A 22,541-nucleotide genomic window follows, 5' to 3' on the forward strand; every position below is an offset into this window, starting at 1 on the left:
GCGCGGCTGCCGCCCTGTCGCCGCCCACCCCGGAGATCCGGGTGCTGCGCCTGGAGCGCGGTGGCGAACAGGCCTTCCTCGTCAACAACGAGAGCGCGGGCGCCGCCGAGGTGACGGCAACCTTCCCCGCGCTCGGCGCACCGGAGATCTGGGATCCGGGTACGGGCGCTGCCACACCCGCCGGAACCTGGCGCCCGGCGCCGTTCCCCGGAAGTCCGGGCGGGGGCACGGCCGTGCCGCTGCGGCTCGAGGCGAAAGCGGCGCTCGTGATCGTCTTCCGCGCAGCGCCGGGCGCCGGTCCGGCCCACGCGACCGACTCCAACGTCCCTGTGGAGCACCTGTCGGTGGCGGGTCGCACGGGGACCGCCACCGTACGCGTCTCGTCCCCGCTCACCGTCCGGGTAAGCGCGCGGGACGGCGAGCGCCGGTACGCGGGGACCCTGGCCGTCACCGACCCGCTGACCGCCGTGCCGCTCGACGGCGACTGGAGTTTCCGCTTCGACAAGGACGGCGCCGGGACCACCGAACGCCCGCTCGGGTCCTGGACCGCGCTGGACGCCTCGTACTCCGGTTCCGCCGTCTACGAGCGCCGCGTCACCCTGGACGCGCGGACCCTGTCGGGCCGCCTCTGGACGCTCGACCTCGGGGAGGTCCGCGAGGTCGCCGAGATCACCGTCAACGGTGTGAGACTCCCCGCCCGGCTCTGGGCCCCCTACCGGGCCGACGTCACCGCGGTACTGCGCCCGGGCACCAACGCCGTACGCGTACGGGTCACCAACACCGGCGCCGACGCGCACGGCGACGCGATCCCCTCGGGCCTCCTGGGCCCGGTCCTGCTGCGCCCCGAGCGCCTCGCGCGGGTCCGCCTGTCCCTGTCGCAGGACTGACCGCATACGGGCCGGGCCATGATGGCGGCGCGACCGGGGCCTCCCCGTGCGCGGACGTACATCTCACATCCCGCGGTCCACCGGCCGAGACGAACCGGGCGGGAAAACCACATCGGGAGACTGCGAAAACCACTGAGCCCAAATCTTACGTAATTCTGACGCCCGGATCTTCGCACCCTCGGAAAACGCCGGGAGTTACGGAATCCCCGCAGGAAATGACGTACAGAGCAGACCTTCACCGGTTCGGCGACACGAGCTGATCACTCACCCCGGGCTCGGAGCGGCACCCGTATGGCCATGGTCAATCCCCAGGAAAACAAACAGTGGATTCGACAGAAACAAACGTGCGGGCGATACGGTTCGGGCACACGCCGGCGTCTTCGGGGTCCTTGGAACAGGCCCGAAACGCAGAAACCCGCCCGGACGGTGGCACCCCTTGTCGGGGCGCCACCGTCCGGCGGGCGAAAAAAGGCTGTGCGGTGGGGGGACGGCGAACCGGAAGTCCCGGCCCGCGGGGATCACTTGATGAAGTCTTCGGCCACCTTCGGCGGCCAGTCACCGACGGCGAGAACGCCCATGGAGTAGGCGCGGGAGACCAGAGCGGCCCTGTTCGGCACCCCGAGTTTCCTGAGCAGACCCGTCACGTGGTACTCGATGGCCTGCCGGCTCAGGTACAGCCGTGAGGCCAGCGGGATCGTCGACATACCCGCCGCGATGCCTTCGAGGATGCGCGCGTCGATCTCGGTGAGGATCTCCTTCCGGTCGGTGAGGACACCCGCGTCCTCCGCGCCCTTGGAAGAGGTCATGAGCACCAGGATCGCGGCGACATCCCTGGTCTGGCCCGAGACGGCTGCGGCAGTGAGACTGACGGGGAACACGGAGTCAGCCGGCCCCAGAGCCACCACCTGGGAGGCGAAGCGCTGGCGCTTGCCCTCCACCAGGCGGGAGAACTGACGCATCAGTGCGTGCTTGACGCTGGGATGCACCAGGTCACGGAAGTTCCGGCCGCAGACGTCCGCCGAGGGCTCCCCGAACTGACGGAAGAACTCCTGGTTGGCCTGCTGGATGGTCAGCGCCGGGTCGAGCGAGGCCATACACAGCCCCGGCTGGTCGAGCCGCTCGGCGCCCGGGTGCCCGGTCCGGTCGGGTATGAGTTCGCCGGCCATGACCTGTGCGGAATCCGCAAGTGCGGCAATCGTCATGAGACCGCCATCCTTTCAGGTTCGCCCGTTCACTTGGAATATATAACGACGTCATGCATGCATTACGATTGATGGCCGACCGAATGTTTCTTCGCTGACCGATATCCATTTACCCGCTTGACAATAGGTAGCTCGACGCGCACCCGTCAACAACGGTCAAGTTCGCCCGGCTAAAGCTGTGGTCGCACCTCCCGTAGGTTCGGTCCGGAGCGACGGTGTCCGTACCGGGCAGAAACAGGCGCCGACAAGGGTGATATGGGACGCATCCTCACAATCGAGTCCCATGTGGTGCCCTCCGAGGCACACATCCGCGGCATACCCCGCACCAAATACGGCGTCAGCTACGCGGGGAAAGCACGGGCGAGCTCATGCCGACCCGAAACCCCGAGCTTCCGATAGGAATTCGTAAGATGTTTCTCGACGGCGCGGGCGCTCACCCCGAGTTCGTGCGCGATTTCCTGATTGGTGAGGCCGCGGCCGGCGAGGGCGATCACTCGGCGTTCACTGGGTGTGAGGGCGGCGTTCGACGGCGGAGGGGGCGTCCCGAGGCCGTGCTCGGCCCGCTCGACCAGCCAGGGAGCGCCACAGGCCGCAGCGAGAGCGCCCGCCTCCCGCAGCGCCGCCGTCGCCTCGGCGCCGGTGCCGAGGCGACGGCCCAACAGCACGAGCGTACGGGCGAGTTCGAGCTGGTGCGCCGAACCGCTCAGTACGTCGGCCGCCTCCCGGAGCAGACCGACGCCCTTGGCTCCCAGCAGCCATCCCTGGAGCCGCAACGCGCGGCCGAGCCCGACGGGCGCACCCCAGGCCGCCGCCCACGTGTGCTCCTCCTCGGCGAGCCGCAGCGCCGCGCCCGGGTCGCCGAGCCGGTGGTGCAGGCTGATCGCGAGGGGCCGCCACGGGAAGAGCGCCGAACTCCGCCAGCCCGACGCCTCCAGTTGCCGGCCGCAGGCCAGCAGGGACTCCAGCGCGCGATCCGGCCGACCGGTCTGTTCGTCCACCGACGCCTGAAGGACGCGCAGGGTCGCCGTCAACGCCAGCCCCGCGGAGCCGAGCCCGCGCGCCCGGCTCAGGATCCGTTCGCTGAGGGCCGGGTCACGCAGTTCGAGCGCGACCGCTGCCAGGACCAGGACCGTCACCTCCCGCCAGTCGCCGTCGGAGCGCGCCATGGCGCGCTCCACGTACTCGCGCGCCTGGGTCTGCCGGCCCTGGGCGACGAGGACGAGTGCGCGTTCCCCGAGCAGCAGCACCTCGTCGGCGCCGGTGACGTCCCGCCGTCCGGTCCGCTGCTGGCTCAGGAGCCAGGAGTTGAGCCCGGTCAGGGATTCGGCGGCGAACAGTGTGACCATCACCAGCGGCAGTACGGTGTGCACACGCACCGACGTCCCCGGTTCGCGGTCCAGGATGCGGTTCGCCGTCGCCGCCGCCTCCACCGCCGGCAGCCCGCCGGTGAGCGTCCCCGCGCACAGCAGCACCGCCACCAGCTCGCGCTCCCCGGCGGAATCCAGTGCCGGCTCGGCGCCGAGCCCGCGCAACCGCTCGACGGCGGAGAGCAGTTCCTCGGGGTCCTCGTGGTCGAGGTGCCTGAGACGTGCCTCGATCCGCAGGGCTGTCTCGCCGACCGGTCCCACCAGCCGGGGCAGGTCGGCGAGTTCGGCCGCGGTCCGGCGCAGCACGTCGACCGCCACCGGGGACGCCCTGCCGAGCAGGGCGGGCGGGATCCGCAGCGTCGCTGTGGCACGTTCCCCCACCGTGGCCAGCAGGGGTATCGCCTGGCTGATGTGGCGTTCGCACGCCCCTGGGTCGAAGCCGCGCTCCGCGGTGGCCAGGTGGATCAGCAGCCGGGCCCTGGTCCCGTCCTGCTCGTGGTTGCCCAGCAGCGCGCGGCGCAGATAGCGGGTGGCGGTGTCCGGCGCGCCCCTGCCCAGCGCGGCGTCGGCCGCCGACCGCAGCACCGTCACGGACCAGGGGTGGTCCGCGGTGGTCACACGCATCAGATGGTCGGCGACCTGTTCCGCCGGGCGGCCGGCCCGGTACAGCAGGTCGGCGGCGGTGTCGCGGGCGTGCTTGAGTTCCGCGGCGGTCATCGACGATTCGACGGCGTCCCCGATCACACGGTGGGTGAAGCGCGGCTCCCGCGCGGCGTCGAGCAGGCCCATCTCCCGCAACACACGGAGTGCGGAGCTGAAGCCCGTCTCGTCGAGTCCCGCCAGCCGCGCGACGAGCGCGGAGTCGCCGTGGTCGCCGAAGGCCGCGATCGCGGCCGCCAGATCCCGCACGGGGGCCGGCTGGGCACGCAGCGAGCTCGCCAGTCGCTCCCGCAGCTCCGGGGGCCGCAGCGAGCGCGCCCGTTCGGCGTGGGCGGCGACCGGCGCGAACCCCCCGGTCCGCATGGCGAGCAGATGCGACATGAGGAACAGCGGGTTGCCGCCGGACGCCTCGTGGCAGGCGCGCGCGTACTCCTCGTCCCCCGGCTCACCGCACTGCTCGCCGATCATCGCCCTGGTGGCGGCGAGGGACAGCGGGCCGGGCCGCAGCACCTGATGGGACGCGTCGGCGACCTCCCGTACCAGCGGGTGCCTGGCCCTGTGGTCACCGTCGCGCAGGGTGCAGACCAGCACGACCCGCAGTCCGTGCAGCCGTTTGACGAGGTAGGCGAGCCAGCGCAGCGAGGCGACGTCGGCCGACTGGAGGTCGTCGACCAGGATCAGCAGGCGGGTGTTCTCTCCGGCCTCGGCCGGCAACGACCCCGTGCCGCGCAGGATCACAGCGGGGTCGTCCTCGGTGAACATCAGCCGGCTGTCGTCGCTCTCGCGCGGCCGGCGCTCGCGTACGTCCCGGGGTGCGCCGGCCGGCAGGCTGTCGACGAGTTGTCGCACCACCCCGAAGGCGAAGTCCTGTTCCATCGGGGCGGCGTTCGCACGCAGTGTACGCACGTCCTGGCCGGCGACCAGGGTGGGCAGGTGGCGCAGCAGCGCCGATCTTCCGGAACCGAGCGGTCCCGTCAGCAGGATCAACGACGACCTGCCCTCGGCGGCGGCTCTCAGGGCGTCGTCCACGCGTGCCAGCTCGGTCTCCCGCTCAAGGAGCATCCTTCGCCCGCCCTTCCAACGTCCTCACCAGCGACCGCAGTTCGTCGCGCCCGGCGAGACGGAGCTTCCGATAGGTCTTGCTCAGCCGCAGCTCCACGGTGCGTACGCTCACCGAGAGCAGTTCGGCGATCTCCCGGTTCGCGTGCCCGCGCCCCGCGAAGGTCGCGGTGTGCCGTTCGGCCTCGGAGAGCGCCGCCCACTCCCGGGGCGGGGAGGGCGCCGGACTCCCGCCCCGCCTCTCGTGCCGGTGGACCACCAGCCGCGCGGAGCGTGCTCGTTGCGACGGGGCTCGCGGATACGCCGGTCGTGCGGGTATGTCCCGGAGGGCGTACGTGGGCCTGCCGGTGTGCGGCACCGTGCCGTTGTCGTCTCCCGCCAGTACAGCGCCGTCGTCTTCTCCCGCCAGCCGCTCGGCGAGTACCCCGGCCACGGCGACGGCGCCGGCGCTGCCCCAGCCGCGGGCCAGCCGCAGCTCCTCCGCACTCAGCCGCACCGCCTCCGCACGGTCCCCCAACGCGCGGTTGGCCTCGGCGGCGAGCCCGCGCCAGCCGAGCAGGAGCGGGTTGCTCCACTGTCCGCACAGCAGTCGCCTGCCGCTCTCCCTCGTCAGTTCCAGAACGTCGGACCACCGCCCCTCGGACTGGGCGACCCGGGCCCTCGCGAAGAGGAGCGACGACCAGGACACACTCTTCTCGGCCCCGGGTGGTGCCGGCTCGGCGGCGAGCGCCTTCGCGCGGTCGAGGTCACCGCACTCCAGCGCTGTGAGGATACGCAGCGCGATCAGCTCGGATGCGGCGAACGGATGCCAACTGGCCAGCGGTAGCGCCTGTTCGGCGGCCGCCACATCACGCTCCGCCGCGTCGAGCCGTCCCGCGCGCAGGTGCAGTTCCGCCCGTACGGCCAGCACGCGGGCTGTGACGGCCCGCAGACGATCGCGCCGGGAGTCCGTGAGCAGCGTCGCGAGACCAGCGGCGGCCTCTTCGTGGTCGTCGGTCAGGATCAGGGCCCGACAGGCGGCGAGCCTGGGCAGCAGGAGAGCCGTGTCAGGTGCGCCGCCGGCCAGCGCCGCGCGCGCGAGCAGCCTGGTCCGCTCCAACTGGCGGCCCTGACTGGCGAGTTCCCAGGCGCGTACGCCGGCCTGCGCGGGCAGCTCCGGAGAGTCGGGCAGTGCCGGCACCTCAGGCACTGTCAGCTCGGTGTCGTCCCCGCTCCGGACCGCCAGCCAGTACAGCGCGAGCAGGCCGTCCCGGTCGGCGGGCGGGACGAGGGACAGCGCCTCCGATGCCGCCCCGCGCGCCCAGTCGCTGTTGCCACGGGCGAGTCCGAGGTCCACGGCACGGACGCGCAGTTCGGCGGGGACATGACCGCCCGCACGGACCAGTTCGCCGAGTCCCCGGTCGCCCGCCTCGGGTGAGGCCACGGCTTCGGCCGCCGCCAGCTCCAGGGCGAGCCGAGCGCGCTCGTCCGGCTCCCGGGTCTCACGCAGCGCGCGGGTCAGGCAGGCGCTCGCGCGGCTGTGATCGTCCCTGTCCAGGGCGGCGGCGAAGCCCCGGCGCAGCAGGGGGACGACCCATGGTGCCCCCAGGGGCTCCGAGACGAGCAGGAGATCCACGGTCTCCTTGTCTCCGGCGGCCGACAGATGCGCCAGTTCCGCCGCTCTGCCGTACAGGTCCGCCCGTTCGCCGGCGGGCATGTCCTCGAGGACACGCGCCTTCACGCCGGGGAAGCGGACGCGCATCCTCGTACCGGCGCGGACGGCGAGCCCCGACGCCTCCAGCAGCGCCCGCAGTTCCGGCTCGGGCGTCGGTTCCCACCCGGCGAGCCGGCGTACCAGTTGGAAGCTCAGGACATCGCTGCAGACGGCCAACGCCCGCAGCAGCGAGGTGACATAGGGGGGAAGCCCGTTCAGTGTGCGGGTCGCGTGGTCGCCCGTGACGGCGGCAGTGAGGGCGTGCAGTTCGGGCAGCCGGGTGGCGACGGGCGCATGGCCCTCGTCGGTGAACCGGCTCAGTACGTCGAACAGGACGGAGGGGTTGCCCGCGGTGGCCGCCGCGGCCTCCGCGATGAACCGGCTGTCGCCGGGGGTGGCGCAGAACCGTTCCACCGCGGCGGCGACACCGCGTTCGCTCAGGGCGCCCAGCACGAGGTGCTCCGTGAGGACCGGGGAGTCGGGAGCGGTGCACAGCCGGCTGTGGCTCGCGGCCGGCATTCCGCTGCCGCTCACCATCACGGCGAGCGGGACGTCGGGCGGCAGCCGGCGGATCAGTGAGCGCAGCCAGTTCTGGGACGCGGTGTCCAGCCACTGGGTGTCTTCCACCACCAGGGCGGTGGGCACCGTGGCGGCGGAGCGCAGGAGTTCGTCGAGTCCCGGCAGGTCCCCGGTGGCCCCCCGCTCGATCAGGTCGGGGAGCGGGTCGCCCCAGTGACCGCCCAGCGCCGTCATGAGCTGCACGATCACCCCGTAGGGCAGCGCGTGTTCGGTCGGGGCCGCCCGCGCGTGCAGGACGCGGACCCCGGCGTCCCCGGCGAGCCGGGCGGCCCAGCGCGACAGGGCGTTCTGCGCATGGCCCGGTTGCCCGATCGCGGTGAGGAATCCCGCGCGTCCCTCGGCCAGTTCGGCGAGCACGCGCCGCACCGCCGCCTGCCCGGAGCGGCATTCGAGCAGCGGTATCTCGTCCCGACGGCTGTCAGGCCCCTGACCCGGCTCCACGCGTCGCGTGTTCGGACGTCTCTCGATCGGGTCAGTCACGCGCACCGTCTCCGTGTCGTCACTTCGGCGTCGTCGGCATGACTGCGGGTACCCGGTCCGGTGGTTGTCGATCGGCGGTGTCCGGAGCACGCAGGATCGAGGCGAGTTCGGTACGCCGGCTGAGGCCGAGTTTCCGGTAGACGCTCGTCAGATGTGTCTCGACGGTGCGCACGGTGACGAACAGCGACTCGGCGATCGACCGGTTGCTCCCTCCCGCCGCGGCGAGGCCCGCCACTTTGCGTTCCATTCCGGTCAGCATGTCGAGGGGAGAGGCGCTCAGCCTGCGCATCCGGCCGCCCGCGGTGACAAGCAGTGTGCGCGCGGCGCGGGCCGGAGCGAGCGCCCCGCAGCGCTGGGCGAGGCCGGCCGCCGTGCGCAGGTGTTCGCGGGCCGCGCGCTGGTCACCGTTCTTCAGCAGCGCGCGGCCGAGGAAGTATTCTGCCTTGGCCTGCTGGCCTCTGGCCGGCGAGTCGGCGAGCACGAGGACCGATTCGGTGAGCAGGCCGATGCCGGTGGCACCGGGGCTGGTCGCGCCCCGGGCGAGAGCGGCCGAGCCGATCGCACGGGGTGTGCCCCACTTCTGGGCCAGCTCGTTGCCGTACTCGGTGATCTCGCGTGCCTCCTCGGGCCGGTTCATGATCGCGAGCAGACAGCCGGCCTCCACCCACCACGGCAGGAACACCGGATTGGTGAGGTGGGCCGCCCGCATCGAAGCACCACAGCGGAGATACAGGCCGAGCGCGCCCTCCCGGTCGCCCAGCGCCGCCCGGGCCCCGGCCTTCGCCATCAGATACAGGTGGTACTCGATGACGAACCGGTCCAGGCCGGCCCGCTCGATCCCGCCGAGCAGTTCCTCGGCCCGCTCCGGTTCGTCGCGCTCGACGAGTACGGTCGCGAGAGCGATCCGCGGCAGCGCCGTGATGTCAGGCCGGCTCTCCTCGCCGAGGATCTCGATCGCGGTCCGGGCGTCGGCCAGGGCGTCCTGCATCGCGCCGATACCGTGCAGGGTGAAGGCACGGCTCGCGAGGGCGCGCACACACGTCCGGACCGCGCCGTTCTCCTGCCCGTGCCGGAGCATGCGGTCGTGGGAGTCCAGCGCCTCTTCCACCTCGTCGGCGAGGCCGAGCGAGAACGAAGCGGTGGCCAGGGACCAGGTCTCCGGCTCGGGTCCCGGGAAGCGCAGCGCCCTACGGGCCTGTTCGACCGTCCGCTCCACCGAGCTGCCGTCCATGGCGGTGAGTACGGTCATCGTGGCGAGCAACTGGCGCTGCGCCGGTGTGTCGCCCGGCGGTGGCGTCAGCAGTGCGGCCCGGTCCCTGGCCGCCGAGATCGTCGACTTCTCGTCGGTCCCGACCATCAGCAGCACCGACTCGACATGGGTGCACAGCTCACGGTCGGCGGAGGTCGGGGCATCCCCCAGTTCGGCCTTGAGCGCGTCCAGGACCTCCTCGACGACCCGTACGGCGGCGGGTCCCTCGCGGCCGGCGAGACAGACCTGCCCGAACATCATGGCGATCCGCGCCATGGTGCGTACGTCTCCCGCTCGCTCCAGCGCTTCCTCCAGCAGCCCGGCGGCGCGTGACGGGCTGGTCTCCGCCAGCGCCGCCGCGAGGCTGACGCGAACCGACACGCTCTCGGGATCCGCCCTGAACACCCGGTCCAGATAGCGCACAGCGGCCTCGGGAGCGCCCCGGCCGCCGGCCTCCGCAGCCGCGTCCCGCAGTACTGCGGACATCCACGGCCGGTCCACCGCCGGTAGCCGCATCAGGTGGTTCGCGGCGTGTTCGGCGGGCCGTCCCGCGTCGCTGAGCAGCAGGGCCGCGCGGGTCCGCAGCTCGGCGAGTGCTTCCTCACCGAGGGGTTCGAGCACGGTGGAGCGCACCGCGTCGCAGATCAGGTCCGCCCGGTCGGGCGCCACCACCTCGGTTTCGCGGAGTACGAGCACGGCCTCGGCCACGAGCGCCGGGGGTACGCCGGCGAGCGCGCCGACGATGTCCTCGGACTCCTCCCCCAGCACCGCGATCGCCGTCGCCACGTCCCGTACCCAGGGCAACTGCCGTTCCAGCACCGCCCGTACGGACAGGGCGGCGGCTCGGCCGCCCGCTTCGGCGACTCTCCGTATCCCCTCCTCGTCGGGGCGGACGCCCTCGGCCAGCAGTTCGCCCAGCAGCCGGCCGAGGACGCGGGGGTTGCCGCCGGAGACCGCGGCCGCGCGCTCGGTGAAGCCGGCTTCCTCGGCGGTGGGAAGGAACTGCCGGACGATCTCGCCGGCCTCCGCGTTCGACAGCGGCGCGAGGCGCAGGGCGGTGGGGACGCGGTGCGCCGCGATGTCCGCCAGCGCCCCCGGAGCGACGGGTGCCTCCTCGTCGCGCAGCGCGAGGACGACGAGCAGCGGCAAGCCGTCGGCCCTCCGCAACAGGAAGTCCAGCCAGCGCAGGGAGCGTTCGTCACACTTGTGCGCGTCGTCCAGGGCGAGAACGAGCGGACGGTCCGCCATCAGGTTCACCGCGAGCCGGTACAGGCCGTGCAGTACCTGGTAGGCGGCTGAGGCCCCCGACGGCTCGTCGACGACCGGTCCCGCCGTGAGCGCGGGCAGGGCGCGCCGGGCGAGGCCGCGCAGCGGATCCGAGTTCCCGGTGCCGTCCTCAGCGATGTCGCCCTTACCGGTGTGGCCCTCAGCGGTGCCGTCCTTACCACCGCTGTCGCGGAGACCCAGCGACCCGAACAGCTCACGGACACCGCTGTATTCGGCGCCCGCCTCGATCTCGGCGCAGGAGCCGGACAGTACGGACATGTCCCGGCACCCTTCGCCTTCCAGGAAGGCCCGGAGGACGGTGGTCTTCCCGGTGCCCGCCGCACCCGACATCGTCACGACGCCGACACTCCCGGCGCGCGCCTTCTCGGCGTGACGGTTCAGCACCCTCAGCTCATCGGCGCGACCGACGGGGACGCTGGGCGAACCTGAGAACTCGACCTGGGCCGCCATCACGATTTCCTCGCATCTCAGGGACACAACGGACGCAATGAGTCGTCGGTACCTCCCTCTCAAAGCGGCTGAAAGTTCGACCACCGACGAGGCCGAGGCTACATGATCGCGGAGGCTCCCAACTGTCGGAATCCCCCTCCGCACCAGCGGACTTGACAGCGCGGACGGAGATCCTTACGGCGCCACGTCGGACACACCGGTGGTGTGTCCGCGCCGGGCCGCGGCCTCGTCAGTGGTCGTCGTGGGATCGCTGTCACCGGTCAGCGCGGTGTCTCAGCCTCAGCTCCGCCACGATGCCGTCGTCACTGAGCCGGTGCACGTTCTCGTCTCGGTGACGGGAGGGCGCGCGCCGTCACGCGCGCCATGCCCTACGGCAGTCGCCAGTCCACCGGCTGGGCACCCAGCTCAGCGAGGAGGTCGTTGGCCCGGCTGAACGGCCGTGAGCCGAAGAAGCCGCGGTCCGCCGACATGGGGGAAGGGTGCGCGGACTCGATTGCCGGAAGGTCCCCCAGCAGCGGCCGCAGATTACGCGCGTCACGCCCCCACAGGATCGACACCAGCGGTTTGCCGCGCCCGGCCAGCGCCCGGATCGCCTGCTCCGTCACCTCTTCCCAGCCCTTCCCCCGGTGGGCGGCGGGCTTGCGCGGGGCCGTCGTGAGCGCCCTGTTGAGCAGCAGCACACCCTGCTGCGTCCAGGGCGTCAGGTCGCCGTTGGAGGGTCTTGGTGTGCCTATGTCGCGATGCATCTCCAGGAAGATGTTCTCCAGGCTGCCCGGGAGGTTACGCACATCGGGGGCCACGGCGAAGCTCAGCCCGATGGGCATTCCCGGGGTGGGGTAGGGATCCTGTCCGACGATCAGGACGCGGACGTCGTCGAAGGGTTGCTGAAAGGCGCGGAGCACGTTCGGGCCGGCCGGCAGGTACGTCCGGCCGGCGGCGATCTCGGCCCGGAGGAAGTCCCCCATGGCGCCGACGCGTTCAGTTACGGGTTCGAGAGCTCTCGCCCATCCGGGTTCGACAAGCTCGTGCAAGGGTCGTGGTGCCACAGCCGGTCACTCTACTGGGCTACGGAGAGGAGAAGCCCCTTCGAAGGGGGCCGCCCCCAAGGCGCTAGTCTTCCTCATCGTCGTGATCAGTCGAGCCGTTCGAGGAGATCTCGCAGCCGCTCGGGAGGAAGGAGGGGAGCATGTTGCGTCCGGTGATCGTTCCCTGTCCGCTCCCTCCGCCGGGTGACCTCCCGGCGATCGAGTCGCCGTGGTCCTCCCCCCTGTCGGCCGACGCGGAACGGCGACTGCCGTGAGCTGGGTGATCGGCGTGGACTCGGGCGGCTCCGGGCTGCGGATCGCTCTCGGCACCACGGCGCGGGACCCGGGAACCTCCGGCGTGACCATGGTGGGCACGGTTTCCGCCGATCCGGTGCGCACCGGGCCTTCGGGCATCGACGCGGGACATCTCGTCGAACAGCTTCTGCCCGCCGTCCGGGGACTGCTCGCGCGGGCCGGTGCGGATGGCCTCTCGGCGGTCGCCGTCGGCGCGGCCGGCATGGCGACGCTCGGCGACGGCCTGCGCGCCGAACTGCCCGGCGCCCTGGAGAAGTCCTTCGGCGTACGGCGGATCGCGCTCGCCGCCGACGCCGTCACCGCGTACGCGGGAGCGCTCGGCCAGCGCCCTGGCGCGGTCGTCGCCGCGGGGACGGGCATGATCGCGCTGGGCACGGACCTGGCGGGCTGGCGCCGCGCCGACGGCTGGGGGCATCTGCTCGGCGACTGCGGCGGCGGCGCCTGGATCGGCCGGGCCGGGCTGGAGGCCGCGATGCGCGCGTACGACGGACGGCGCGGCGGATCGCCCGCACTGCTGTCCAGAATGGAAGCGGTTTTCGGGCCAGGGTCGGCGATGCCCGGGCTGCTCTATCCGCGTACGGACCGGCCCGCCGTACTCGCCTCGTTCGCCCCCGAAGTGGCGGCCTGTGCCGCGGACGACCCGGTCGCCGAGGCGGTCCTGAGCGCCGCCGCCCGGCATGTCGCGGAGGCCGCCGCCGCTGTCTGTCCTTCGGCCGGAACGTGTGAAGTCGCCCTGACGGGTGGTCTGTTCAAGCTCGGCGAACCGCTGCTCGGACCTCTGCGCGCCGAGTTGGCCGCGTACCTTCCGCACGCCACGACGGTGAGCGCCGAGGGCGATCCCCTCACCGGGGCGCTGGTCGTCGCCGCCGCTCTCGCCACGGACTCGCTGCGACTGCCGTACGATCCGGGCCTGTTGCACATCCCCACAGAACACGACAGATGAGCAGAAAAACATCTATCGGATAGATGTAGACAAAGGCCGCGTGAACGCCCCCTCCCCGAACAGCCGCACCGACAAAACCAGTAACATTCGGCGCCATGAGCACCCCCACCGGGCCCGCACCCGGCCTGCCTGTACGAACACCGCGTCCCCGTCAGTCGGGGCGCCACCGCCGCCCCGAGCCCGTGGCGGCCCCCGAAGGTGCGCCCGCGCTGGTCCTCGCCGTACCGGGAACGCCCTCGGCGGCCGTGCGGGGCCTGGCTGAGGAAGTCATCAGCATCGCGCGCTCGGAACTGCCTGGCCTGAACGCGGCGATCGGTTTCCTGGAGGGCGACGACGAGTCCGAGTTCCCCACCGTGCAGTCCGTCCTGGCCGGCGCGGGCGCGCAGCGCACCGAGCGCTACGAACAGGCCAAGGCCGCGGGCCGGGAGGTCGACGAGCCCGAGGGCCCGGTGGCCGTGGTGGTGCCGCTGCTGGCGGGTCCCGACAGCGCCCTGGTCGGCCGGATACAGCAGGCGGTGGCCGACAGCGGCGCCGTGGCGGAGCTGACCGATGTGCTCGGTCCGCACCCGCTGCTCGCCGAGGGTCTGCATGTGCGGCTGTCCGAGGCCGGTCTCGCCCGCGCGGACCGGGCCAGGCTGTTCACGGTGGCCACGGCGGCCGACGGGATCATTCTGGCCACGGTGGGCGGCGAGGACGCGCTCCAGACCGCGGGGATCACCGGGATGCTGCTGGCCGCGCGCCTCGCCGTACCGGTGATGGCGGCGGCTCTCGACTCGGAGGGCTCGGTCGCCGCGATCTCCGAGGCGCTGCGCGAGTCCGGTTCCACGCAGCTCGCTCTCGCGCCCTACCTGGTCGGCCCCGAGCTGGCCGAGGGACTGCTCGAAACGGCGGTGAAGGAGGCGGACTGCGCCGCCGCCGAGCCGCTGGGTGCCTACCCGGCGATCGGGAAGCTCGTGCTGTACAAGTACACGACGGCGCTGGGGATCGTCCCCCAGCCGCAGGGCACGCCGGCGAACTGACCCGCTCCAGGCCCCGCTTGCGGTGTCGCGTGGTCGGCAGGGACCCCGGCACCCGTACGCGCGGAAAAGGCCCGCACCGGAGTCCCGGCGCGGGCCCTTCCACGGCTCGGCGGCGGCCCCGAGGCGGCCGGGCACGGAGCGGGACTGCCCCAGGGCCTCAGGGGCCGAAGATCACACAGGAGGCGGCGGGGACCTCCAGCGATCCGGCCGGGGACGGAATCCCCGTCAGCGGGTCGATGTCGAACCAGGTCACGTCGCCGGAGTGCTCATTCGCGGCGTAGAGGCGGTCGCCGCCGGGGCCGAGCGCGAGATCGCGCGGCCAGCGGCCGCCGCAGCCGACCGTGGCGACCAGCTCGGCGCGCTCGCGGGTCGCGTCGAGGGTGAGGACGCTGATGGTGTCGAGACCCCGGTTGGCCGTCCAGACGAACCGTCCGTCGCGCGAGACGACGACCTCGGACCCGAAGCTCTCGGCCCGCTCGTCCTCGGGCAGTACGCGGGTCACCGCGACGGGTTCGAGCACGCCGTTCTCCGCGTCCCAGCGGCAGAGGGCGAGGGACTGCTCGAGTTCGTTCAGCAGGTAGGCGTGGGTGCCTTCGGGGTGGAAGGCGAGATGGCGGGGTCCCGCACCCGGGGGCAGCGGGGTCTCGCCGTGCGGGAGCAGTTCCCCGGTGGCCGGGTCGAGGACGCAGACCCGTACGGAGTCGGTGCCGAGGTCGACGCTGACGATCCAGCGTCCGCTCGGGTCGGCCAGCACCTGGTGGGCGTGCGGGCCGCGCTGCCGGTCGGGGTGCGGTCCCGCGCCCTCGTGCTGGAGGATCCCGCTGGCGGCGCCGAGACCGCCGTCGGCGTGTACCGGCAGTACCGTCACGCTTCCCGAGCCGTAGTTGGCGGTCACCAGATGTCCGCCGACGAGCGCGAGGTGGGTGGGTCCTGCCCCGCAGACCGGTACGGGCTCACCGATCAGCCGGGGCGTCCCTGCGGCGGAATCGTGGCCGGTCCGGGCGTCGGGGCCCGGTATCCGGAACGCCGCAGCCGCGCCCTCCTCCTTCTCGGAGACCGCGTAGAGCACGGAGCCGTCGGGCGCCAGCGCGAGGTACGACGGATCCGCCACGGCGTCGCTCACGCCCCGTACCGTCAGGGCCCCGGTCTTCCCGTCCACGTCGGCGGCGATGATCCCAAGCCCGCCCGACGAGGTGAACGAGCCGATGTAGGCCCGTCCCTCGTTACTGCCGCTCACCGTCTGTGTTTCCCTCCGCCACTGATCTCCGGCGCCTGATCCACCGCTGTGCGGCCGACCGTAGCAGGGGGGCATGCTGGGGGTTATGAGCACTTCGCGTATCCGGGCTGTCATCTTCGATCTCGACGGGACACTTGTCGACAGCGAGCCGAACTACTACGAGGCGGGGCGGCGGCTCCTCGCGCGTTACGGTGTGCACGACTTCACCTGGGAGAGCCACAGCCGTTTCATCGGGATCAGCACCCGCGAGACGCTGGAGGCGCTGCGGGCCGAGTACGGGATCGACGCCCCGCTGGAGGAGCTGCTCGCGGGGAAGAACGACCTGTATCTGGAGCTGGTGCGGGCGTCGACCGAGGCGTTCGCCGGGATGCGGGAGCTCGTGGAGCGGCTGAGCGGCGAGGGCGTACCGCTGGCCGTGGCGTCCGGTTCGTCGCAGGAGGCGATCGACACGGCGCTGGAAGTGACCGGCCTGGCCCCGTACTTCACGACGACCCTCTCGGCCGAGGCCGTCGCCAGGGGCAAGCCGGACCCGGACGTCTTCCTGGAGGCGGCGCGCCGGCTCGGGGTCGATCCGGCGGCGTGCGCCGTGGTCGAGGACGCGGCGCCGGGGGTGCTGGCGGCGCACGCGGCGGGAATGCGGTGTATCGCGGTGCCGTACGTACGCGGCACCGCCTCGGACCCGGCATACGCGACGGCGGGGCTGCTCTTCCCGGGCGGCCAGGGCGAGTTCACGGCGAAGGCCGCGTACGACTGGCTCTTCGGCGCGTAGGACAACTCCCGCCGGGACGCGCTCGCCGGACGCGCCGCGCCCCCGGAGCGTCACCGCTCCGGGGGCGCGAACACCCGGCGTGGAACGGGGTGGTGGGGGCACCCGCGCTCCGCCGGCCGTTCATGTGCCGCTGGTCCGGTCCTGTGGTCAGACCCTCATCCGGTGATGCCGTTGAAGACGCTGGAGAACTGCCAGGCGTCCTGCGCCGTGCCACTGCAGGTGTCCGAGAGCTGGCCCTCGCTGCCGCAGGCCTTGTCACGGCCGAGAGCCCAGAACGACAGCTCCTGGATGCCCTTGGACTTGGCGAAGTCCGCGAGGGTGTTGGCGTTGTCGATCGAGAAGATCTCGGACTGTGTGTCGTTCACCCCGATCATCGGGGTGTTGCCCTCCATCGCCCACAGATCGGCATCGGACTTGTCCGTCCAGATCTTGCCGAGCTGGCCGTGCAGCGCGGTCGCCGCGTCCGTGGCCGCCTTGCCCATGTCCATCGCCGAGCCGTAGTCCATCGTCATCAGGTTGACGAGGTTCACGTCGAGGTTGTGGCTCTTCGCGTTGGAGAGCAGGTCCAGTTGGTCCTGCGGCAGGCCGTCCGGGTTGGTGGCGAGCGTGAAGTCGACGTCCAGGGTCTTGCCGGCCGACGCGTACTCCTGCTGGAGCTCGGCGAGCGCCTGGTTACGGCGGTCGTTGGTCGCCTGGTCGGCGACGGTGGCGCCCTCGATGTCGAAGTCGACCCGGGTCAGGCCGAGTCCGTCGATGACCCGCTTGTACTGGGCCTTGAGGGAGTCCACCGACGTGCAGGCGGAGGCGAGTTCGGTGCCGCTGGCGCCCCCGAAGGAGGCGATGACGTCACCGCCGGCCGCACGGTCGTCGTTGATGGCGGAGGTCCAGCCGGCGTCCGAGATGTCGGTGTCGCCGTTGAACTTGGCGTCGCAGCCGCCGCCGTCGATGATGAAGGCGAGTGTGAAGTACTTCTGGCCGGTGGCCTCCCGCGCGTCGCTCATCGCGTTGGGCGAGGCCCAGGTCTCGATGTACGGCGCCGAGTACTGGGCGGGGAAACCCTTGCCGGGGTTGGGGGCCGCGCCGGCGCTCGCACCGGTGGCGACCACAGCGGTGGCGGCGAGGGCGAGGGCGGCGGGGGTGAGCGCCAGGGCCTTCTTACAGGATCGGTACACAGGAAACGCTCCTGTTCGTGCGTCATCGCACAGTGGGGGGGATGGAGCACAGGCGGATGCCCGTTCAGGCGTGGTGCGCCCAGCAGTTCACATAGGAGAACAAGGACTCCCCACGTGAATGCGTGGTGATAGAAAGTAAAGGACTAGACCAGCGGCACGTCAATGCCCTCGGGGCCATCCGCACGAAAACCCACACTGTGCGCACGAGGTGTGCGTCTGGTCACCGTCCGGCGGAGGCCTTACGTCCCCCCGACGCGCGCCGGCCCGGGTAAAGTCGGCACGCCTCGGCACCCGACGCCGTTCGAGGCCCGTGTCCGCCAACCGGTGCGTCGGCCAGGTGAAGCCATGACCAGCACACAGCAACAGCCTGACCTGCGACCGGAGAAGCCTGAGATGCCGGAGATGCCGGAGAACGGTGACGGTACGTCGGCGCCGGAACGTACCCGGCGGATACGGCGCCGCCTCGAACGGCTCATCGGGATCGCGGCGACCGAGGGGAACGCGGTTCTCCCGCTGCGCAACGGTGACGAGATCTTCGCGTCCATGCTCGCGGGGATCGGCTCGGCCGAGTACACGGTGGACATGATGACGTTCGTGTACTGGCGGGGCGACATAGCCCGGCGCTTCGCGCGGGCGCTGGCGGAGCGCGCGCTCAGCGGGGTGCGGGTGCGGCTGCTGCTCGACGGCTTCGGCAGCCGGCTGATCGAGAAGGACCAGCTCAGGATGATGGAGCGGGCCGGCGTGCAGGTGGCGTGGTTCCGTAAGCCGCTCTACCTCTCCCCCTTCAAGCAGAACCACCGGTGCCACCGCAAGGTCCTCGTCGTCGACGAGGAGACGGCCTTCACCGGTGGGGTGGGGATCGCCGAGGAGTGGTGCGGCGACGCGCGCAACGAGAACGAGTGGCGCGACACCCACGTACGGGTACGCGGCCCGGCCGTGGACGGTATCGCCGCCGCCTTCGCGCAGAACTGGGCGGAGTGCCACGCCGAACTCTTCGACGACCGCGACCGGTTCATCGACCACCGCCCGCAGGGCGACGCGATCGTGCAGGTGGTGCGCGGGTCGGCCAGCATCGGCTGGCAGGACATGCAGACGCTGCTGCGCGTCGTACTCGAATCGGCGGAGCGGCGGGTACGGCTGGCCACGGCCTACTTCGCGCCGGACACGTACTTCGTGGAGCTGCTGTGCGCGACGGCGCGGCGCGGGGTGACGGTGGAGATCCTGCTGCCGGGTCCGCACACCGACAAACGGGTCTGCCAACTCGCGGGCCAGCACCACTACGAGGCCCTGCTCGCGTGCGGGGTGCGGATCTTCCACTACCGGCCGACGATGATGCACGCCAAGGTGATCACGGTGGACGGGATCGCGGCGCTGACCGGTTCGACGAACTTCAACCGGCGCTCCCTCGACCACGACGAGGAGGTCATGCTCGCGGTCCTCGACGAGGCGTTCACCGCGGTCCTCGACGGGCACTTCGAGGAAGATCTCAAGGTCAGCGAGGAGATCGAGGCGGGCCGCTGGAAGCTGCGCTCGGGCGCGCAGCGGGCCGGGGAGATCGCGGTGACACCGATCAGACGCTTCCTCTGACCGGGTCCCGGGTCCGCGCTCCCGGCTCCGCGGCGGCGATGCTCAGGACCCGGCGGGCGGCGGCCACCCGGAAACGTCCGTCACCGGGAAACAGCACCGCCCCGGCCGGACGGGGTCCGGTCGGGGCGGTCTACGCGTACGGGGTCTCAGCCGAGCGTCGCGATGGCCTGGTTGAAGGTCTTCGACGGACGCATGACGGCCGTGGCCTTGGCGGCGTCGGGCCGGTAGTACGAGCCGATGTCGGCCGGGGAGCCCTGCACAGCGATCAGCTCGCCGACGATGGTCTGCTCCTGCTCGGCCAGCGTCGTCGCGAGCACGCTGAACGACTCGGCGAGCTTCTCGTCGTCCGTCTGCTTCGCCAGCTCCTGCGCCCAGTACAGCGCGAGGTAGAAGTGGCTGCCGCGGTTGTCGATGCCACCGAGCTTGCGGCTGGGCGACTTGTCCTCGTTGAGGAAGGTGCCCGTGGCGCGGTCGAGCGTGTCGGCGAGCACCTGGGCGCGCGCGTTCCCCGTCGTCTGGGCGAGGTGCTCGAAGCTGACGGCGAGGGCGAGGAACTCACCCAGGCTGTCCCACCGCAGGTAGTTCTCCTTGACGAGCTGCTGCACGTGCTTGGGCGCCGAGCCGCCGGCGCCGGTCTCGAACAGGCCGCCGCCGTTGATGAGCGGGACGACGGAGAGCATCTTGGCGCTCGTGCCGAGCTCCAGGATCGGGAACAGGTCGGTCAGGTAGTCGCGCAGTACGTTGCCGGTGACCGAGATCGTGTCCTCGCCCTTGCGGATGCGCTCCAGGGAGAAGGCGATCGCGTCGACGGGCGACATGATCTCGATCCGCAGCCCCTCGGTGTCGTGCTCGGGGAGGTACGTCTTGACCTTGGCGATGAGGTTCGCGTCGTGCGCGCGGCCCTCGTCCAGCCAGAACACGGCCGGGTCGCCGGTCGCGCGGGCGCGGCTGACGGCGAGCTTGACCCAGTCCTGGATCGGCACGTCCTTGGTCTGGCACATGCGGAAGATGTCACCGGCGCTGACAACCTGTTCGAGGACGGCGTCACCCCGTTCGTCGACGACGCGGACCGTACCCGTGGTGGGGATCTCGAAGGTCTTGTCGTGGCTGCCGTACTCCTCGGCGGCCTGCGCCATCAGACCGACGTTGGAGACCGAACCCATGGTGGCGGGGTCGTACGCGCCGTGTGCGCGGCAGTCGTCGATGGTGACCTGGTAGATGTCGGCGTAGCTGCTGTCGGGGATGACGGCGAGGGTGTCGGCCTCCTGGCCGTCCGGGCCCCACATGTGCCCCGAGGTGCGGATCATGGCCGGCATCGAGGCGTCGACGATGACATCGCTCGGCACGTGCAGGTTGGTGATGCCCTTGTCGGAGTCGACGGCGGCCAGCGCGGGCCCCTCCGCCAGCTCGGCGTCGAAGGACGCCTTGATCGCGTCGCCGTCGGGCAGCGCCTCCAGGCCCTTCAGGATGCCGCCGAGCCCGTCGTTCGGGCTCAGCCCGGCGGCGGCGAGCGCCTCGCCGTGCGCGGCGAACGTCTTCGGGAAGAAGGCGCGTACGACATGGCCGAAGATGATCGGGTCGGAGACCTTCATCATGGTGGCCTTCAGGTGCACCGAGAACAGCACGTCCTCGGCCTTGGCGCGCGCGACCTGCGCCGTGAAGAACTCACGCAGCGCCGCCACCCGCATCACGGAGGCGTCCACGACCTCGCCGGCCAGCACGGGCACCGACTCGCGCAGCACGGTGGTGGATCCGTCGTCGCCCACCAGCTCGATGCGCAGCGAGCCTGGCTCGCCGATCACCGCGGACTTCTCGGTGGAGCGGAAGTCGTCGGCGTCCATGTGGACGACGTTGGTCTTCGAGTCCGCCGACCACGCGCCCATCCGGTGCGGGTGCGCCTTGGCGTAGTTCTTGACCGAGGCGGGGGCACGGCGGTCGGAGTTGCCCTCACGCAGCACCGGGTTGACGGCGCTGCCCTTGACCTTGTCGTACCGCGCGCGGACGTCCCTGTCCTCGTCCGACTTCGGGTCGTCCGGGTAGTCGGGCAGCGCGTAGCCCAGCTTCTGGAGCTCGGCGATCGCGGCCTTGAGCTGCGGGATCGAGGCCGAGATGTTCGGCAGCTTGATGATGTTGGCACCGGGCGTCCGCGCCAGCTCACCGAGCTCGGCGAGCGCGTCGTCGACGCGCCGGCCCTCTTCGAGTCGCTCGGGGAAGCCGGCGATGATCCGGCCCGACAGGGAGATGTCACGACTCTCCACAGTGACCCCGGCTGTCGACGCGTACGCCTCGACCACAGGCAAGAACGAATACGTCGCCAGGGCCGGGGCCTCGTCGGTCTGTGTATAGATGATGGTCGAGTCAGTCACCCGGATACTCCGCTCCACGTCCACGACATTGCTTGACATCAAGATATCTCCTGACCGCCCCCTTGCCGCCAGCGGCCTCCTCATCCGGTGCGTCCGGGCGCCTCGTCCCGGTGCGTCCGGGCGCCGCCCGGTCCTTCGTCGGGCGGCGGGTCCCGCTGTGGTGTGCGTCGCCTTCCTCCGCCTCTGCCCTTGGACGGGGATCGCTGCTATGTTCGGAGTTCGGAAGGTTAACAAACTCAGGCCGCCATTCAGAGGCCACCACCGTGCGGCCCGCCAGGAGCTGAGACGCCGCCCCGCGCTCCCGTGCATTCGTCCATTCGTCAGCACCACAACCCGGAGGCTCGTATGCCGACACCGTCCACGCCGTACCCCTGGGACGGCTCCCTCTTTGTCGGCGGGGCGTTCGTTCCCGCCGAGGGCGGGCGTACGTCCGCCGTTCTCGACAAGGCGCGGCAGGAGTCGCTCGGCTCGGCCGGGTGGGGGTCGCCCGGCGACATGGCCCGCGCGATACGCGAGGCCGCCGTCGCCGCGCGGGGCTGGGCCGCGGCGGACTTCGGCACCCGGGCCGACGTGTTGCGGGCGGTCGCCGGGCAACTGCGCGCCCGGTCCGAGGAGTTCTGCGATCTGATCGTCCGGGAGACCGGGTCGATACGCGGCAAGGCGGAGTACGAAGTGGCGGGCGCCATCGACGAGTTGCACCAGGCGGCGGGGCTGGCCGGAGTGGCGGTGTCCGAGACGCTGCCCTCGCGCGCGCCGGGCCGGGAGAGCGTCGCCGAGCGGGTCCCGCTGGGTGTCGTCGGCGTGATCACGCCGTGGAACTTCCCGCTGGTGCTGGCCATGCGCGTGCTCGCTCCCGCGCTGGCCGTCGGCAACGCCGTCGTACTCAAGCCCTCTCCGCACACGCCGCTCAGCGGCGGCCTGCTGCTGGCCGACCTGTTCGCGTCGGCCGGCCTCCCCGCCGGCGTACTCCAGGTGGTGCCGGGCGGGCAGGACGCCGGCGAGGCGCTGACCGCCCACCCCGACACGGCGATGGTCCACTTCACCGGCTCCAGCGCGGTCGGACGTACGATCGCCCGCGAGGCGGGCGGCCGGCTCAAGAAGGTCTCGCTGGAACTCGGCGGCAACAACTCGCTGATCGTGCTGGAGGACGCCGACCTGGATCAGGCGGGGCATCGTATAACCCCGGATAATAGTA

The 22,541-nt window shown here is 71.6% G+C and carries 14 protein-coding genes; 6 read left to right on the top strand and 8 right to left on the bottom strand.

The window, feature by feature from the left end; translation table 11 throughout:
* Window positions 1-887: glycosylhydrolase-like jelly roll fold domain-containing protein (locus QR77_RS02940; protein ID WP_347359766.1), on the top strand; the 887-nt coding region annotated here is incomplete at its 5' end.
* A 518-nt stretch (window positions 888-1,405) separates the two neighbouring features.
* On the opposite strand, the gene QR77_RS02945 is transcribed toward QR77_RS02940, so the two are convergent.
* The 5 genes from QR77_RS02945 to QR77_RS02965 all read right to left on the bottom strand — a co-directional run bounded on the left by QR77_RS02945 (window position 1,406) and on the right by QR77_RS02965 (window position 11,959).
* Window positions 1,406-2,053, bottom strand: a complete 648-nt coding sequence (locus tag QR77_RS02945) for a PAS domain-containing protein (RefSeq protein ID WP_236711041.1) — start codon at window positions 2,051-2,053, stop codon at window positions 1,406-1,408.
* Window positions 2,054-2,430: 377 nt separating this feature from the next.
* The gene (locus tag QR77_RS02950) at window positions 2,431-5,178 is read right to left on the bottom strand and encodes a LuxR family transcriptional regulator (protein WP_040019512.1); all 2,748 of its coding nucleotides are present in this window, start codon (window positions 5,176-5,178) and stop codon (window positions 2,431-2,433) included.
* Window positions 5,168-7,927 carry a LuxR C-terminal-related transcriptional regulator gene (locus QR77_RS02955; protein WP_052488492.1) on the bottom strand — a complete coding sequence of 920 codons (2,760 nt, stop codon included), beginning with the start codon at window positions 7,925-7,927 and terminating at the stop codon, window positions 5,168-5,170. The genes QR77_RS02950 and QR77_RS02955 overlap by 11 nt, the downstream gene beginning before the upstream one ends.
* A 19-nt stretch (window positions 7,928-7,946) precedes the next feature.
* Window positions 7,947-10,913, bottom strand: coding sequence for an AAA family ATPase (locus QR77_RS02960; protein WP_052488493.1), 2,967 nt, complete (start codon window positions 10,911-10,913; stop codon window positions 7,947-7,949).
* Between the two features lie 368 nt (window positions 10,914-11,281).
* Complete coding sequence (locus tag QR77_RS02965) at window positions 11,282-11,959, bottom strand: uracil-DNA glycosylase (protein ID WP_040019513.1); 678 nt, start codon at window positions 11,957-11,959, stop codon at window positions 11,282-11,284.
* 250 nt (window positions 11,960-12,209) lie between these two features.
* Between QR77_RS02965 and QR77_RS02970 the strand changes: the two genes are divergently transcribed.
* Window positions 12,210-13,196 carry a BadF/BadG/BcrA/BcrD ATPase family protein gene (locus QR77_RS02970; protein ID WP_040019514.1) on the top strand — a complete coding sequence of 329 codons (987 nt, stop codon included), beginning with the start codon at window positions 12,210-12,212 and terminating at the stop codon, window positions 13,194-13,196.
* Window positions 13,197-13,291: 95 nt separating this feature from the next.
* Window positions 13,292-14,215 carry a hypothetical protein gene (locus tag QR77_RS02975; protein ID WP_052488494.1) on the top strand — a complete coding sequence of 308 codons (924 nt, stop codon included), beginning with the start codon at window positions 13,292-13,294 and terminating at the stop codon, window positions 14,213-14,215.
* Window positions 14,216-14,372: 157 nt separating this feature from the next.
* Here QR77_RS02975 and QR77_RS02980 read toward each other — a convergent pair whose 3' ends face one another.
* Complete coding sequence (locus tag QR77_RS02980) at window positions 14,373-15,452, bottom strand: lactonase family protein (protein WP_040019515.1); 1,080 nt, start codon at window positions 15,450-15,452, stop codon at window positions 14,373-14,375.
* Between the two features lie 85 nt (window positions 15,453-15,537).
* On the opposite strand from QR77_RS02980, the gene QR77_RS02985 reads away from it, so the two are divergent.
* Window positions 15,538-16,221 (top strand): HAD family phosphatase, encoded by a 684-nt coding sequence (locus tag QR77_RS02985; RefSeq protein WP_040019517.1) that lies wholly within the window; start codon window positions 15,538-15,540, stop codon window positions 16,219-16,221.
* Window positions 16,222-16,376: 155 nt separating this feature from the next.
* Here the strand turns inward: QR77_RS02985 and QR77_RS02990 are convergent, their stop codons facing one another.
* The gene (locus QR77_RS02990; protein WP_040019518.1) at window positions 16,377-17,393 is read right to left on the bottom strand and encodes a chitinase; all 1,017 of its coding nucleotides are present in this window, start codon (window positions 17,391-17,393) and stop codon (window positions 16,377-16,379) included.
* Between the two features lie 393 nt (window positions 17,394-17,786).
* Here QR77_RS02990 and QR77_RS02995 point away from each other — a divergent pair, with 393 nt between their 5' ends.
* Window positions 17,787-18,980 carry a phospholipase D-like domain-containing protein gene (locus tag QR77_RS02995; RefSeq protein WP_052488495.1) on the top strand — a complete coding sequence of 398 codons (1,194 nt, stop codon included), beginning with the start codon at window positions 17,787-17,789 and terminating at the stop codon, window positions 18,978-18,980.
* Window positions 18,981-19,126: 146 nt separating this feature from the next.
* Here the strand turns inward: QR77_RS02995 and QR77_RS03000 are convergent, their stop codons facing one another.
* The gene (locus tag QR77_RS03000) at window positions 19,127-21,346 is read right to left on the bottom strand and encodes an NADP-dependent isocitrate dehydrogenase (protein ID WP_040027199.1); all 2,220 of its coding nucleotides are present in this window, start codon (window positions 21,344-21,346) and stop codon (window positions 19,127-19,129) included.
* Between the two features lie 345 nt (window positions 21,347-21,691).
* Here QR77_RS03000 and QR77_RS03005 point away from each other — a divergent pair.
* On the top strand, window positions 21,692-22,541 hold an 850-nt coding region (locus tag QR77_RS03005; RefSeq protein WP_150130539.1), incomplete at its 3' end, for an aldehyde dehydrogenase family protein.

Source organism: Streptomyces sp. 150FB (genome assembly GCF_000818195.1).
In the GTDB taxonomy this organism is placed as follows: domain Bacteria; phylum Actinomycetota; class Actinomycetes; order Streptomycetales; family Streptomycetaceae; genus Streptomyces.